Annotated in this window: 7 protein-coding genes; all 7 read left to right on the plus strand. The window is 44.0% G+C overall.

All coding sequences use genetic code 11. The annotated features are described in order from the left end of the window. Positions 1-284: 284 nt before the first annotated feature. Positions 285-608 carry a hypothetical protein gene (locus ACP26M_RS26370; protein WP_426584701.1) on the plus strand — a complete coding sequence of 108 codons (324 nt, stop codon included), beginning with the start codon at positions 285-287 and terminating at the stop codon, positions 606-608. Between the two features lie 21 nt (positions 609-629). Next, positions 630-3,065, plus strand: coding sequence for an ABC transporter permease (locus ACP26M_RS26375; protein WP_426584703.1), 2,436 nt, complete (start codon positions 630-632; stop codon positions 3,063-3,065). Positions 3,066-3,253: 188 nt separating this feature from the next. Then, positions 3,254-5,683, plus strand: a complete 2,430-nt coding sequence (locus ACP26M_RS26380) for an ABC transporter permease (protein ID WP_426584705.1) — start codon at positions 3,254-3,256, stop codon at positions 5,681-5,683. Positions 5,684-5,797: 114 nt separating this feature from the next. Continuing rightward, positions 5,798-8,185: an ABC transporter permease gene (locus tag ACP26M_RS26385; protein WP_426584707.1), complete on the plus strand. Its 2,388-nt coding sequence runs from the start codon at positions 5,798-5,800 to the stop codon at positions 8,183-8,185. 75 nt (positions 8,186-8,260) lie between these two features. Further along, on the plus strand, positions 8,261-10,621 hold the full coding sequence (locus ACP26M_RS26390) for an ABC transporter permease (protein ID WP_426584709.1): 2,361 nt from the start codon (positions 8,261-8,263) through the stop codon (positions 10,619-10,621). Positions 10,622-10,711: 90 nt separating this feature from the next. Continuing rightward, positions 10,712-13,105 (plus strand): ABC transporter permease, encoded by a 2,394-nt coding sequence (locus ACP26M_RS26395; protein ID WP_426584711.1) that lies wholly within the window; start codon positions 10,712-10,714, stop codon positions 13,103-13,105. Between the two features lie 342 nt (positions 13,106-13,447). After that, on the plus strand, positions 13,448-16,759 hold the full coding sequence (gene secA / locus ACP26M_RS26400) for a preprotein translocase subunit SecA (protein ID WP_426584713.1): 3,312 nt from the start codon (positions 13,448-13,450) through the stop codon (positions 16,757-16,759). Positions 16,760-16,875: the final 116 nt, after the last annotated feature.

A 16,875-nucleotide genomic window follows, 5' to 3' on the forward strand; every position in this document is an offset into this window, starting at 1 on the left:
AATTTTAAATTTTTCTGTATAAGTTATTGATAATTAGTTGTTTGGTAATAGAAGGGGGTTACACTAAAAATTTGTTCAAGATGTTCAGTTTGCGGTGGATGTTATCATACCCGATGGGGCTAATGACGCTGCTTAAAACCGGACACCAGATGTACGCTTTCGTACAGTTGTGGTAGAGGATTTTATATAAGCAATTGATTATTAGTTGTTTGTGTAAATGGCATGGCTTTTATCTACCAAAATAGTAGTGTACTGCCTATCAATAAACTGACAACCTGTGAGATATGAGCTTAGATGACCACATTTGGAACCTGGCTTCAAAAAAATTAGCTAACGAAGCTTCAGAAAGGGAGGTGGATGAGCTAAACGCTTTGCTGGCCGAAAACCCTGAATTGCATAGTCAGCTAAAGCTAATGTCGAAATGGTGGGAGGGTAGAGAAGAAGGGCCTGCAGGTAACGGTTTGGCGTTGTTCAGTAAGATCCAGGCGAAAATTAAAGATATAGAGGGCGCAGCTCAGGCGGAGGTTATAGGTGGAGAACAATCTGTAAGCAAACATGTAAAAACCCGGCAAGCCAATTGTCAAAGGGAAAAATTAAAACAACATTAACCGTTTTTAAACAGCATAGTAATGATCAAAAATTATCTGAAGGTAGCCTTAAGGCAGTTGCGTAAGCAAAAAATGTATGCTGCTATTAAAATCGGCGGCTTTGCGTTTAGTATTGCGGCATGCCTGCTAATTGCCCTGTACATTCGCGATGAGTTAAGCTTTGATAAAAGCTACCCTAATGCCGCTAATGTTTACCGTTTGCTTGGGCATTACCACGATGGCTCGGTAGATGAAAAAGGTGTTGATTGGCCTTCGGTGATGGCTAAGGTGATTAAACAAGACTATCCGGAGGTTGAAAAATCAGGGCGTTTAATGCCAAACTCGCTGTTTTGGGGCGCCGGCGCTAATGAGTTAAAGCGTGCCGACCAGGCCGATAATACCCACGAAGAAGGTTTTGCCTACGCCGACCAGGGCCTGATAGATATTTTGAACCTGCCCATGGTTTACGGCGACCCAAAGCATGCCTTAAGCGAGCCATTGAGCATGGTGATTGCAAAAAGTAAAGCTGATAAGTACTTTCCCGGCCAAAACCCGATAGGTAAGGTGATGTACCTCAATAATAACAAAACCAGGCCTTTTAAAATAGCCGCGGTAATGCAGGATATCCCCGGCAATTCTCACCTGCACGATTTTAAGTTTTTCATCACTCTTGCCGGTGTTGAATTCTGGAATGGCGAGCAGGCTACCTGGGATGCCAATAACTATCATATATACATGGCGCTGAAACCCGGCACCAATATAGCACAGTTTAGTAAAAAGGTTAACGATGGCATCCTGAAAAATTACTACATCCCTAATATGACACGTAACGGCGATAAACGGGCCAGCAGGGTAATGAGTATGTTTAATTTGATGGTACAGAACGTACAGGATATCAATCTGCGTTCGTATGATGTTCATGATGGCATGTCGCATGGGGATATCCGTTTTGTGTGGTTATTTGGCGCTGTGGCAGGTTTTATACTGGTTATTGCCTGCATCAATTTTGTTAATCTGTCTACGGCCAAATCGGCTAACAGAGCAAAGGAGGTAGGTTTACGCAAGGTTGTTGGCTCGCAGCGAAGCGGATTGATCCGGCAGTTTTTGGCCGAATCATTAGTGTATAGCTTTTTCTCGTTCGTATTAGGATTGATCCTGGCCTGGGCCTTGCTGCCCTATTTTAATACACTGGCATCCAAATCGCTTATTATGCCATGGGCGGCCTGGTGGCTGGTGCCGGTTGTAATGACATCGGCATTTTTAATTGGCATCGTAGCGGGTATTTACCCCGCGTTTTACCTATCGGGCTTTAAACCTGCCGAAGTACTCAAAGGCAATTTAAGCAATGGGAGCAAAAGTTCGGTATTGCGGAATGTGCTGGTAGTTTTCCAGTTTGCTACATCTATTATCCTCATCATCAGTACAGTGGTTATCTATAACCAAATGCAGTATTTGCTTAACAAAAAAGTAGGTTTTGAAAAAGACCAGGTGGTGATGATACAAGGTACCAACACGCTCGATAACCAGGTGAAACCATTTAAAAACGAATTACTGAAGCTATCTACCGTAAAAAGCGCTTCAATCAGCGATTTTCTTCCGGTATCGGGCACCAAGCGTAATGGTAATCAATTTTATATCGAAGGCAGGGAAAAGATCGATCCAACGGTAGGTGGCCAGTTTTGGGATGTGGATCATGATTATCTCAAAACACTGGGCATTAAACTGGTGGCTGGCCGCGACTTTATTCCCGATATGAAAGCCGACTCGCAGGCGGTGATCATTAACCAAATGATGGCCAATAAACTCGGACTTAAAAATCCGATAGGGAAAAAGATAGTTAACTATGGCCCGGGTAAAACAATTATCGGCGTGGTGCAGGATTTTAATTTTAACTCGATGCGCGACGGTATCGAGCCATTAGTGATGCATTTAAGCTCAAGCGAATCGATAGTATCGGTAAAAATAAAAGCCGGTGATGTAAAAAAAGCGCTCGACCAAATCACTGCAACCTGGAAACAGTTTGCACCAAACCAGCCCATTAGATACACTTTTATGGACGAGCGTTTTGCCAGCATGTATGCCGATGTACAGCGTATGGGGCGTATTTTCACAAGTTTTGCGGTACTGGCTATCATGATTGCTTGTCTCGGTCTGTTTGCCCTGGCTGCTTTCATGGCCGAGCAGCGCAGCAAGGAAATAGGGATCCGCAAGGTATTAGGCGCTACTATTGGCAATATCACTGCAATGTTATCCATGAATTTTGTAAAACTGGTATTTATTGCCATTGTGATAGCAACGCCTATAGCCTATTATGCAATGACCCAATGGCTGCAGGATTTTACCTATCGCGTACAGCTTAGCTGGTGGATGTTTGCGCTGGCGGGGGTGGCCGCAATTATGATAGCCCTTGCTACGGTAAGCTATCAAAGCATTAAAGCCGCGTTAATGAACCCGGTAAAGAGCTTGAAAGCGGAGTAGAGCGGTTAGAGGTTGGAGATTAGAGGTTAGGTTGATTTTGGAATATAAAATATGTCATTGCGAGGAGGGACGACGAAGCAATCGCACGTTATACAGAGCGGCGATGCTTCCGTGCGATTGCCACGCTACGCTCGCAATGACATGTTTGAAAGCACTATAATGAACCATTGAACAAATGAACTAATAAAATGATTAAAAGTTATTTAAAAACGGCATGGCGGTTTTTGTTGAAAAACAAAACCTTTAGTTTAATTAATATAGTGGGATTGGCTACAGGCACACTGTGCTGCCTTTATATTTTGCTTTATGTGCAGGATCAGTACAGTTATGATAAGCAACACAAAGATGTTAAAGACCTGTACCGTATTACCACAACGCTTGAGCTCACGGGTGATAAGCATGATGGCGCGGCAAGCTCGCCGCCAATAGCGCCGGCCATGAAAAATGATTTTGGCGAGGTTTTGCAGTTTACCCGGTTAGTTACTACCGAAGGTTTTGGGGCAAAGCAGCACCTTTTGCGCTACAAAGAAAAATCATTTTATCAGCAGGATGCGGCTTATGTCGATTCTACTTTTTTTGATGTGTTCAACTTTCATTTTGTTAACGGTAATGCTAATAAGGTACTCTCCGAACCTTATAGTATTGTATTGTTGAAACCGGTTGCTGATAAGCTTTTCGGGGGAGAAAATGCTATAGGCAAAATGATCTCTATCGACAATTCATTCGGTAAGCATGATTTTAAGGTTATGGGGGTTGTTGACGAAAGTGCCGGCCGGTCGCACCTTCATGCCAGTATGTTTATGGCCATGAACAGCGGCGGTTTGGGCGAGTATGTAAGGAGGAATACCGCCTGGGCCGGGAACAACTTTTTATATGCTTATGTAAAGCTGCGCCCGAATGCCAGTGCGGCCGCGCTCGAAAAAAAGCTTCCGGACTTTTTAAATAAATACGGCGCCGATCAGTTAAAAGCCATCGGTATGAAAAAGGTGCTGCATTTACAGCCTGTAACTACCATTCATACAACGCCGGGCCATGAGCATGAGCTAACCAAAACCCTTGATCCTGCATTCCTTTACATCATGATCCTGGTGGCTGTACTTATCCAGGTAGTGGCTTGTATTAACTTCATGAACCTTTCAACAGCGCGGGCATCCAAACGGGCTAAAGAGGTTGGCGTACGCAAGGTAATAGGAGCGGGCCAGGGCGATTTGATGAAGCAGTTTTTAGGCGAATCGTTTATGCTGACCCTCATGGGCGTAGCCATAGCGTTACCATTACTCGTATTGCTGCTACCATATTTAAATCAGGTAACCCATACAGATATTCATTTATCGTTTTTTAGCAATTACAGGCTTTGGCTAATGCTGATGGGCATAGTTGTGGTCACCGGTTTTGTGGCCGGAAGCTATCCTGCATTTTACCTGTCGGCATTTAAGGCTATCAAGGTGATTAAAGGGAATTTTACCAGTCATATTTCGGCAGCAGGGATCCGTAAATCATTGGTAGTGTTTCAGTTTGTGCTGTCGATTGTGCTTATAACAGGCATTATTGTGATCTACAGTCAGCTCAATTTCGTAAAGAATAAAGATCTTGGCTTCGACCAAAATCAAAAGCTCATTTTTAATTTTTATACCGGTACTACTCAAAGCAAAATGAAAAATTTTGCAAATGATTTAAGGCAACTGGCCGAGGTTAAAACCGTAAGCAACGCTGATAATTACCTAAGCCAGTTTGTACCGCATGATCATGGGGTTTACACTGCAGGAGGCAATATGACCACTGCAACTGATGCACAAAATATTAATACTGATGAGTTTTTTGCCAAAGCCAACGGTATTAAAATAATTGCCGGCCGGGACTTCCGGATAGGGGATACCACCCGGGTACTCATTAACGAAACCTTATGTAAGCGCCTGGGACTAAACCCGCAGACTGCTCCGGGTACACGATTGTATACCCAATATGATCCGGACCCGGTAACCTTTGTTGAAGTGGCCGGGGTAATGAAGGACTTTAATTACAACTCCCTGCATATGGAAGTAAAGCCGTTTATGCTGGTTTACCGTAATGATCCGAGGCAGTTTAATGTGATGGTGGTATCAACAGATAGCAAAAACTATAAATCGCTGCTGGGCAAAATGGAAGCGCTGTGGCGTAAAGACATAGCCGACGCACCATTTGAATATTCTTTCTTAGATACCGAGGTGCAAAAGCAGTATGAAACCGAAGTTACATTATCACAAATTATCAATGCTTTTACGCTGATGGCGATAGTGATCTCCTGCCTTGGCCTGTTTGGCCTGGCAGCTTTCAGTGCCGAACAGCGCAGTAAGGAAATAGGTGTACGTAAGGTGCTCGGCGCCAGTGTAACGGGTATTGTGCAGTTATTGTCGAAAGATTTTGTACAACTGGTGCTGATAGCCCTTGTAATATCCACGCCGATAGCATGGTGGGGCATGAGCAAATGGCTGCAGGCATTTGAATATCGGGTAACTATAAGCTGGTGGATGTTTGCCCTGGCCGGTGTGCTGGCTATGGTAATAGCATTGCTAACGGTAAGCACACAAGCCATAAAGGCTGCACGGATGAACCCGGTGAAGAGTTTGAAGGCGGAGTGATTTTGGTCATTAAGTCATTTTCGCAGTGCGTTAAAAAATTTTCGACCCAAAAATGACTTAATGAACCAATGAAAGAATAGAATCACCTAATGAAATAATATATAAACCTACACCATGATAAAAAACTATTTAAAAATCGCTATTCGTAACCTAACAAGGCATAGGGGGCATACCTTCATCAATATTGCTGGCTTGTCGGTTGGTATGGCTGTTGCCATACTGATTGGTTTGTGGCTGCATGATGAGCTTAGTTTTAATAAATATTATGAAAACTATGATCGTATAGCACAGGTAATGCAAAACCAGAGCAATAATGGCGAAGTGCAAACCAGGCCTAACGAACCTCTACCGCTGGGTCCGGAATTGCGCAAAAGTTATGGCAGCGATTTTAAATATATAACCATGGCAACAGGTGCCGGTATACACACTCTGGCGGCGGGCGAAAAATCACTCAGTCCGAGCGGTGTATATTTTGAGCCGCAGGCGCTTGATATGTTCAGCATAAAAATGCTTCGGGGAAGCAGGGCTATCGCATTTAAAGATCCGAATTCTATTGTACTTTCAGCATCATTGGCTAAAGCCTATTTTGGCGATGAAGACCCTTTGGACAAAGTGATGAAGCTTGGTGATAAATCGGTGGTTAAAGTTACCGGCGTTTATGAGGATCAGCCATATAATACAACCTTTGCAGATGCTTCTTTCTTTGTGCCATGGCAGTTGTTTGTGAATGAGAACCCGTGGATGGGCCGTTTTATGAACGAGTGGGGCAGGAGTTCTTTTTTGACTTACGTGCAGATAGCTGATAATGTTGATATGGCTAAAGCTTCGGCAAAGATAAAAAAGGCGAAACTTGATAAATGTAATGCGGATGAGGCAACGCATAAGCCCGAACTTTTTCTGCATCCGATGAGCAAATGGCATTTGTATACCGATTTTAAAAATGGAGTGAATGTAGGTGGTAGTATCCAGTATGTATGGCTGTTTGGGATCATCGGTATTTTTATACTGCTACTGGCCTGCATTAATTTTATGAACCTAAGCACTGCCCGGAGCGAAAAGCGGGCTAAGGAAGTAGGCGTGCGCAAAGCCGTAGGTTCGTTGAGGGGGCAACTGATTGTACAGTTTTTAACGGAATCGGTATTGATCGCTGCGGTTTCATTTTTGATCAGCATTTGCGTGGTGCAATTTTGCCTTCCTTATTTTAACCAGGTTGCAGGCAAGCGCATCCAGATTTTGTGGAGTGATAAAGGATTTTGGCTTTTAGGCCTTGGCTTTACGTTTATTACAGGCTTATTGGCAGGAAGTTACCCGGCGTTCTACCTGTCATCGTTTAAAGCGGTTAAAGTGTTAAAGGGTACATTTAAAACAGGTAAGTATGCTTCTAACCCGCGCCGCGCATTAATAGTAGTACAATTTACCGTTTCTGTTTTTTTAATCATTTGCACTATCGTTGTTTTCCGGCAAATCAAATTTGCAGAAAGCCGGCCTATAGGTTATGATAAAAATAATCTGCTAAGCCTGTCAACATTTACGCCTGATGTTCATAAAAACTTTGCAGTGATCAAAGATGAGTTGCTGAAAGCAGGTGCAATAACCCAAATAGCCGAATCGGGCAGTCCGACTACATCCATAGGTAGTTTTAGCGGCGGGCTCGACTGGAAGGGAAAAGACCCGGGCCAGGCTGTAGTTTTTCCTAACATAGATATCTCTTATGATTATGGTAAAACCATCGGGTGGCAGTTTAAATCTGGTCGTGATTTTTCAAAAGCTTTTGCTACTGATTCGGCAGGTTTTGTAATTAATGAAGCAGCGGTTAGGTACATGGGTCTAAAGAACCCTGTTGGCGAAACCATAAGCTGGAACGGCCAGCTTTTTCACGTGATAGGCGTAGTGAAAGATATGATCATGGGTTCGCCGTACCAGCAGGTGGAACCGAGCTTTTTTTATTTAAACAATGACGGAGGCAGAATAGTAACCATGAAAATAAATCCGGCCATTGGTACCGGCCAGGCATTGGAAAAAATCAGCGCGGTTATGAAAAAATATGCGCCTTCTCAGCCTGCTAATTTTCAATTTGTTGATGAAGACTACGCGCAAAAATTCGGCGGTGAAAAACGTGCCGGCCAATTGGCAAGTTCATTCGCAACGCTGGCGATTTTTATAAGCTGCCTTGGCTTGTTTGGGATGGCGTCATTTATTGCGGAGCAACGCACCGGCGAGATCGGGATCCGCAAAGTGCTCGGCGCATCAGTTACCGAATTATGGCGTATGCTTTCGGCCGAATTTGTATTACTGGTATTGGTCAGTTTGTTCGTAGCAATACCCGTAGCATATTATTTCACGCACCATTGGCTGCAACAGTATGAATATCGCGCACAAATAAGCTGGTGGATATTCGTGCTGCCTGCTGTCGGTGCTTTTGTAATAACATTAGTAACCGTGAGCCTGCATACGCTAAGAGCAGCAATGGCTAATCCGGTAAAAAGTTTAAGAAATGAATAATTGTCGCTATTTCATTTGCTTCGCGTCATCAGGGTATTTACCCGGCAAAATGAAACAATGACTTAATGAAATGTTATGTTAAAGAATTATATCAAAATCGCGTTCCGCAACATTGTTAAAAATAAGGTGCATGCCTTTATTAACATTGCGGGTTTATCGGTAGGGATGGCGGTGGCCATGCTTATCGGTCTTTGGATCTGGGACGAGTTATCGTTTGATAAGTACCATAGCACCTATAATCGCATGGGTCAGATTATGGTTACACAAACGGCAAATGGAGAAACGCCTACTTTTCGATCGACCGTTGTGCCGCTGAGTGCCGAATTGCGCACTAAGTATGCCAGCGATTTTAAACATACTTCGCTTTTTTGGGGAGGGGCGCATATTCTTTCGGTAGGTGATAAAAAGATATCACAAATTGGTGCCTGGGCCGAAGGTGATTTGCCGGCTATGCTTGCATTGAAAATGGTAAAAGGTAGCTATACCGAATTCAGGGATCCTTCATCCATAGTTATATCTCAATCAATTGCCAAAGCACTATTTGGTAATGCCGATCCGGTCAATAAAACCATCAAAGCTGATAATAAAACAAACTTAAAAGTTATCGGCGTATATGAAGACCTGCCACGCAATACTTCATTTTATGAAACGAAGTTCCTGATGCCTTTTTTTAATAAAAACAATTGGTGGGGCACGCAAACAGGAGCATGGGACAATCATGGCTGCTCATTGTATGTTCAGCTGGCCGATAATGTGGACTTTGATAAAGTATCGGCCAAGATCAGGAACATTACCAAGCCGCACTTTAAGATGAATGATGAAAGTATACAGGTGCACCCCATGAGCAAATGGCACCTGTACAGCGATTTTAAAAACAGCAAACCTGTAGGTGGGCTTATTGAAATGGTTTGGCTGTTTGGTATCATCGGCGTATTTGTATTGTTACTGGCTTGTATCAATTTTATGAACCTGAGTACCGCCCGAAGTGAGAAACGTGCTAAGGAAGTGGGGATCAGAAAATCGATAGGCTCCATGCGCTCACAACTCATCAACCAGTTTTTAAGCGAATCGGTGGTATTTGCCTGTTTGGCGCTGATAGTTACACTTGGTATAGTTTTGATAGCGCTGCCATCATTTAATCATATTGCCGATAAACAAATAGGTATGCCATTTGGCAATGTTTGGTTTTGGCTCCTGGCTTTGGGTTTTACCTTATTTACAGGCGTCATAGCCGGCAGTTATCCGGCATTTTACCTCTCATCATTTGAGCCGGTAAAGGTTTTAAAGGGGACTTTCAAGGTTGGCCGTTTTGCATCTCTGCCGCGTAAGGTTTTGGTTGTTGTGCAGTTTACGGTATCCATAGCGCTGATAATCGGTACTATAGTTGTGTTCAGGCAAATTCAGTATGCTAAAGACAGGCCGGTCGGTTATTCACGTGCGGGCTTGCTTTCTATCGAAATGAAGACCCCTGAAATTTACGGACATTATGAAACTATGCGTAACGACCTGATCCAAACCGGTGCGGTTGAGGATATGGCCGAATCAAACAGTACTACTACAGAGATTTGGGCAAATAATGGAGGTTTCGATTGGGAGGGCAAGCCTGCAGGCTTCGATCCAACTTTTGGTACCGTTGCTACAACTTATGATTTTGGGCATACCGTAGGCTGGAAAATTATCCAGGGCCGCGATTTTTCAAGAAACTTCCCAACAGATACTGGTGCCTTTATCCTGAACGAGTCGGCAGTGAAAATGAGCGGTATTAAAAATCCGGTAGGTAAAGTGATCAGGTGGAACAAACAGGATCATGTTGTTACGGGCGTGGTGAAGGATATGGTGATGGAATCGCCTTACAAAAAACCTATAGCTACTGTATTTATGATGTTGCCCGGCTGGGTTAATTTCATAACGCTGAGGGTTAAACCAACCATGCCCATGCAGGAAGCTTTAAAAAAGATAGAACCGGTGTTTAAAAAATATAACCCTGGCAGTCCGTTTGATTTTAAATTTAATGATGATGAGTACGCGAACAAGTTTTCGGACGAACAGCGGATCGGCAACCTCGCTACCATCTTTGCTGTATTGGCTATATTTATATCATGCCTTGGCTTATTTGGTCTGGCTTCATTTGTAGCCGAACAACGTATCAAAGAAATTGGCGTACGCAAGGTGCTCGGCGCATCGGTAGCCAACCTTTGGCGGTTGCTTTCTACAGAGTTTGTAGTGCTGGTTACTATATCGCTGTTTATCGCCATACCAACAACGTATTATTACATGAACAACTGGCTGCACAGGTACGAATACCGGTCGACCATAGCCTGGTGGATCTTTGCGGCATCAGGAGTTGGCGCTGTGGTAATCACTTTGCTAACTGTAAGCTATCATGCCATAAAAGCGGCTCTGGCCAACCCGGTGAAGAATTTGAGGAGTGAGTAAAACCTCACCCAACCCTCTCCAAAGGAGAGGGCTCATAAATTATTAATTAAATTAAAAATCCCTCCCCTTTGGGGAGGTTAGGAGGGGTAGATGTTTAAAAACTATTTAACCGTTGCGTGGCGAAACCTTGTTAAGAACAAGGCGCATACGCTTATCAATATCATAGGCCTGTCGGTAGGTATGGCGGTAGCTATGCTTATTGGCCTTTGGATCTGGGATGAGTTATCGTACAATAAAAACTTCGATAATTATGACCGGATTGTGCAGGTATGGCAAAATCAAACATTCAATGGAGTAACCGGTTCGCAAACTGCTATGCCAATACCATTGGGTTATAAATTGCGAAACGACTATAAGCACGATTTTAAATACGTGGTGCTTTCTTCCTGGAACTATGGGCATATTATGGCTTATGGTGAGAAAAAACTCACGAAGGAGGGAAGTTACATGCAGGCCGAAGCGCCTGATCTGCTTACTTTAAAAATGCTGAAAGGCACACGCGATGGTTTGAAAGATCCATCATCCGTTTTACTTTCGGCAACATTGGCTAAGGCTTTGTTTGGTGATACCGACCCGATGCTTAAAACTATCAAAATTGACAATGTATGGAATGTTAAAGTGACCGGGGTTTATGAAGACATGCCGCATAATTCCGAATTTCGTGAACTTGGTTTCATAGCGCCATGGGATTTATATATGACCACCGCCGCCTGGTTAAAACGGGCCGAAACACGTTGGGGCAATAACTCCTGGCAAATTTTTGCCCAACTGAAACCCGGTATCGACGCCAAAAAAGTTTCGGCGGAAATCAAAGATCTTAAACTGCATGCGATCAAAGCGCAGGGCGACGATGTTGGCGCCAGCTTTAAACCGGTCGTGTTTCTGCATCCAATGAGTAAATGGCACCTTTACTCAAGTTTTAAGGACGGCTTTAATATTGGCGGCGATATCAAATTTGTATGGATGTTTGGCATTATCGGCGTATTTGTGCTGATGCTGGCCTGCATTAATTTCATGAACCTGAGTACTGCCCGTAGTGAGAAACGTGCCAAGGAAGTAGGGATCCGCAAAACGGTAGGCTCGTTAAGGAGCCAGCTGATCAGTCAATTTTTTATCGAGTCGGTAATATTAGCCTTGTTCGCTTTTTTAATTTCGGTTTTATTGGCGCAGCTTACGCTGTCGTGGTTCAATAGGGTGGCCGATAAAACCATGCACATCCTTTGGGGCAACGCGGTTTTCTGGCTGCTGGGTTTAAGTTTCAGCATTATCACAGGGCTAATTGCCGGTAGTTACCCGGCATTTTATCTATCTTCGTTTCAGCCGGTTAAGGTTTTGAAGGGAACGTTTAAGGCCGGTCGTTATGCCGCAATACCACGTAAGGTATTGGTGGTGCTTCAATTTGCAGTATCGGTTACGCTGATCATCGGCACCATTATCGTGTTCAGGCAGGTGCAGTTCACCAAAAACAGGCCTATCGGTTATGAGCGTACGGGGTTGGTGCAGATAGATATGCGTACCGATGAAATTCATAAACATTTTGAAGCCGTAAGGAACGACCTGCTTAAATCAGGGGCTATTATTGAAATTGCCGAGTCGGGTAGCCCACTTACCGCAGTGTATTCAAACAATAGCGGCCTGAACTGGCGGGGAAAACCTGCCGGTTTACAGGATGACTTCGCCACGATAACCCTTAGCCCGGAGTTTGGCAAGGTTGCCCAGTGGAAGTTGATTGAAGGCCGCGATTTTGAACGCAGCAATGCGGGCGATTCGTCAAGCATGATCGTGAACGAAACTGCCGCACGTTTCATGAATTTTAAGCACGCTGTAGGTGAAACAATCGACTGGGGCAAAAAATTCAAGATCATAGGAGTGGTAAAGGATATGGTGATGTCGTCACCATATGAGCCGGTTAAGTCATCGATATTTGTGCTGGATAATGATCCGGGCGGGCTTGTCGATATCCGCTTAAACCCAAAAATGAGCGCCCATGATGCTATTGCCAAAATTGAGTCAGTTTTTAAACAATATGCGCCCGGCAGCCCGTTTGAATATAAGTTTACCGACGAAGAGTATGCCCGTAAATTCACCAACGAAGAGCGCATAGGCAAACTCGCCGGCTTCTTTACGCTGCTTGCCATTTTTATAAGCTGCATGGGCTTGTTTGGTATGGCATCATTCATGGCCGAACAACGCACTAAGGAGATTGGTGTACGCAAAGTGCTGGGTGCTTCAATATTTAGCCTATGGCAATTAATGTCGAAGGAATTTGTGCTCCTGGTATCGGTATCATTATTGATAGCCATACCAACAGCTTATTACTTTATGCAGGGCTGGCTGCAGGATTATAAATACCGGGCCGATTTATCATGGTGGATATTTGGCCTCACCGCAATAGGAGCTATCGCCATAACGCTGCTCACCGTAAGTTATCAAAGTATAAAAGCAGCTTCAATGAACCCGGTAAAAAGTTTGAAAACGGAATAGAGCAGTTAGTGATTAAAAATTAAAGATCAGTTTTACCCCGTTGTCGTGCCCTCACGACAACGGGGTGGGAGTTTTCTGAACCTAAATTTATAGAATTTAATGAATTAACCGGATGCCAGGCAAATTCCGAAAATTCTTTAATTCGTTTAATTCGAGTTCAGACATTCTGAGCCAAGCAATAACAAATACAAACACCGTAATGTCAATCTTGCATCCCCGCATAACGGTTTAAAGCATTATCCTTTCGGCATTCGGCACAAAATCTTACATTTGCCTGTCAATTTGGCTCTAACGGCTGCTATGGCGCAATTGTTGAACCGGGTTGTATCATAATAAAATAATATGTTAAATTTTATCAGTAAGCTTTTCGGAAGCAAATCAGAACGGGATGTAAAAAGTATACAGCCTATAGTTGAGAAAATTAAGGCTGAATATGCTAAGCTTGGCTCCCTGAGTAATGATGAGCTTAGGGCTAAGACCATATATTTTAAAGAAACCATTGCCGAAGGCCTTTCTGGTATCGACAGTGAAATACAAGCCATTAAAGATCGTACAGAAAACGAGCTTGATATGGATGTAGCCGAAAAAGTTGAGCTTTATACTCAGCTTGATAAGCTTGAAAAAGACCGTAATAAAGAACTTGAAGATATATTGATGAATATATTGCCCGAGGCATTTGCGGTAGTTAAAGAAACAGCAAGCCGCCTGGCTGCCAATAGTTCATTAGAAGTTACCGCTACCGAGTTTGACCGAACGCTTGCTGCCCGCAAACCAAACGTTACTATTAAAGGCGATAAAGCTTTTCATAGCAGCACATGGATAGCAGCCGGCAACGAGGTTACCTGGAACATGGTTCATTATGATGTACAGCTGATCGGCGGTACTGTACTGCATCAGGGTAAAATATCGGAAATGGCGACAGGTGAAGGTAAAACGCTGGTAGCCACGCTGCCTGCATATCTTAACGCTTTAGCCGGACAAGGCGTTCACATCGTAACGGTGAACGATTACCTGGCCCGACGAGATAGTGAGTGGATGGGCCCGTTGTATGAATTCCACGGTTTATCTGTTGATTGCATCGACAAACATGAGCCAAACTCTGAGCAGCGCCGTGCCGCTTATTTGGCCGATATTACATTTGGTACCAACAACGAATTTGGTTTCGATTACCTGCGTGACAATATGACACGCAGCCCGGAAGAGCTGGTACAACGCAAATTGCATTATGCCATGGTGGATGAGGTTGACTCTGTTTTAATTGACGACGCCCGTACACCTTTAATTATATCAGGCCCTATACCACGTGGTGATGAGCATGAGTTTTATGAGTTGAAACCACGCATCGAGCGTTTGGTTAATGCGCAAAAAAACTACGTTAATGGCGTATTGAACGAAGCTAAAAAAGCTATTAACGATGGTAATACCGATGTTGATGGTGGTGGTTTAGCTTTGTTACGTGCTTTCCGTGGTTTGCCAAAAAGCAAGGCATTAATTAAATTTTTGAGTGAAGGCGGCAACCGTACCATCCTGCAAAAAGTAGAAAATCACTACATGCAGGATCAGGGCAAGGAAATGCCTAAGGTTGACTCTGAGTTATTCTTCGTTATTGACGAAAAAAATAACCAGGTTGAGCTTTCTGAAAAAGGTATCGAGCTGATCACCGCATCCGGCGAAGATCCTCACTTTTTTGTGATGCCTGATGTAGGTACCGAAATTGCTGAAATTGAAAAATCATCCTTAAGCGCTGAAGAAAAGATCGCCCGTAAAGACGAATTGATGCGTGACTTCTCCATCAAATCTGAACGTATCCATTCGGTTAACCAGTTACTGAAAGCTTATACCCTTTTTGAAAAAGATACCGAATACATTCTTGACGAAGGCAAGGTAAAGATAGTTGACGAACAAACCGGTCGTGTATTGGACGGCCGCCGTTACTCTGATGGCTTACACCAGGCTATTGAAGCTAAAGAAAACGTTAAGGTTGAGGATGCTACGCAAACTTTTGCAACCATCACCCTGCAAAACTACTTCAGGATGTACCATAAGCTTTGCGGCATGACTGGTACCGCTGTTACTGAGGCTGGTGAGTTTTGGGAGATCTATAAACTGGATGTGGTTGAAATTCCAACTAACTCCGCCATCACCCGCGAAGACAAACAGGATTTAGTTTACCGCACTGTACGTGAAAAATACAACGCGGTAGCCGAAGAAATTGTTAGCCTTACCCAGGCTGGCCGCCCGGTACTGGTTGGCACAACATCGGTTGAAATTTCTGAATTATTAAGCCGTATGCTTAAGTTGCGCGGTATCAAACATAACGTACTGAATGCCAAAATGCACCAGAAAGAAGCCGATATTGTGGCTGAAGCTGGTAAAGCCGGCACTGTCACCATTGCTACCAATATGGCTGGTCGTGGTACGGATATTAAATTGGGCCCCGGCGTTAAAGAAGCCGGTGGTTTAGCCATTGTGGGTACCGAGCGTCACGAATCGCGCCGTGTCGACAGGCAGTTGCGCGGTCGTTCTGGTCGCCAGGGTGACCCAGGTTCTTCACAGTTCTTCGTATCGTTAGAGGATAACCTGATGCGTTTATTCGGATCAGAGCGGATTTCAAGCCTGATGGTACGTATGGGTATTGAAGAAGGAGAAGTGATCCAACACTCCATGATCTCCAAATCAATTGAGCGTGCACAGAAAAAAGTGGAAGAAAACAACTTCGGTATCCGTAAGCGCTTACTGGAATATGACGACGTGATGAACTCACAGCGTACAGTAATCTACACTAAACGTAAAAATGCATTGTTTGGCGAGCGTTTGGATGTTGACCTGAGCAACACCATTTTTGATGTGGTTGAGGACATTGTTACCGAATATAAAGAAAGTGCCAACTACGAAGGCTTTACCTTAGAAGTGATCCGCTTGTTCTCAGTTGATATTGAGCTTAGCGCTGATCAATTTGCATCAACAACAATTCCGGCATTAACCGATTTGACTTTCCAAACGGTAATGGATTTCTATAAACGTAAACAGGAAGCAGTTGCACAACAGGCCTATCCGGTTATTAAAGACGTTTATGAAACCCGCGGTCAGTATGTTGAAAACATTGTTGTTCCGTTCAGCGATGGTATTCACGGTATCCAGGTAGCCGTTCCGCTTAAAAAGGCGGTTGAAAATCACGGTCACGAGGTATTTAAATCTTTCGAGAAAAACGTTACCCTGTACCTGATCGACGATGCATGGAAAGAGCACCTGCGCGAAATGGACGAGTTAAAACAATCAGTACAAAACGCGGTTTACGAACAAAAGGACCCGCTGTTGGTTTACAAGTTTGAGGCGTTTGAACTATTCAGGGGGATGCTGGCTAACGTGAACAAGGAAATTGTAAGCTTCCTGTTCCGCGGCGGGATCCCGGTTCAGCAACAGGCCGAAGAGGTAAGGGAAGCAAGGCCTGAGCCAAAGCTTGACTTGCGCAAAATGAAAACCACCAAGGCCGAAGTAGTGAGCGAAAGTAACGGTGTGCCTATGGATGATTTTCCGCAAGAGCCGCAAAAGATCACCCCGGTAAGGGTTGAAAACAAAATTGGCCGTAATGACCCTTGCCCTTGCGGTAGCGGTAAAAAATACAAAAACTGCCACGGCGTAGGGCAGAATTAATATTAAACCCGTTTTAGCGGGCAATAAAAAATAACGTCATTGCGAGGTACGAAGCAATCCCAAACTGTACAGGGCAAGCTTTTATAGCTGCTCTGCCAATCGGGGATTGCTTCGTA

This window comes from Mucilaginibacter sp. R-33 (assembly GCF_049949235.1).
GTDB lineage: Bacteria > Bacteroidota > Bacteroidia > Sphingobacteriales > Sphingobacteriaceae > Mucilaginibacter.

Coding starts and splice junctions, on each gene's coding strand:
- ACP26M_RS26385 (WP_426584707.1), top strand. CDS start 5,798: ATGATAAAAAACTATTTAAAAATCGCTATTCGTAACCTAACAAGGCAT.
- ACP26M_RS26395 (WP_426584711.1), top strand. CDS start 10,712: ATGTTTAAAAACTATTTAACCGTTGCGTGGCGAAACCTTGTTAAGAAC.
- ACP26M_RS26370 (WP_426584701.1), top strand. CDS start 285: ATGAGCTTAGATGACCACATTTGGAACCTGGCTTCAAAAAAATTAGCT.
- ACP26M_RS26375 (WP_426584703.1), top strand. CDS start 630: ATGATCAAAAATTATCTGAAGGTAGCCTTAAGGCAGTTGCGTAAGCAA.
- secA (WP_426584713.1), top strand. CDS start 13,448: ATGTTAAATTTTATCAGTAAGCTTTTCGGAAGCAAATCAGAACGGGAT.
- ACP26M_RS26390 (WP_426584709.1), top strand. CDS start 8,261: ATGTTAAAGAATTATATCAAAATCGCGTTCCGCAACATTGTTAAAAAT.
- ACP26M_RS26380 (WP_426584705.1), top strand. CDS start 3,254: ATGATTAAAAGTTATTTAAAAACGGCATGGCGGTTTTTGTTGAAAAAC.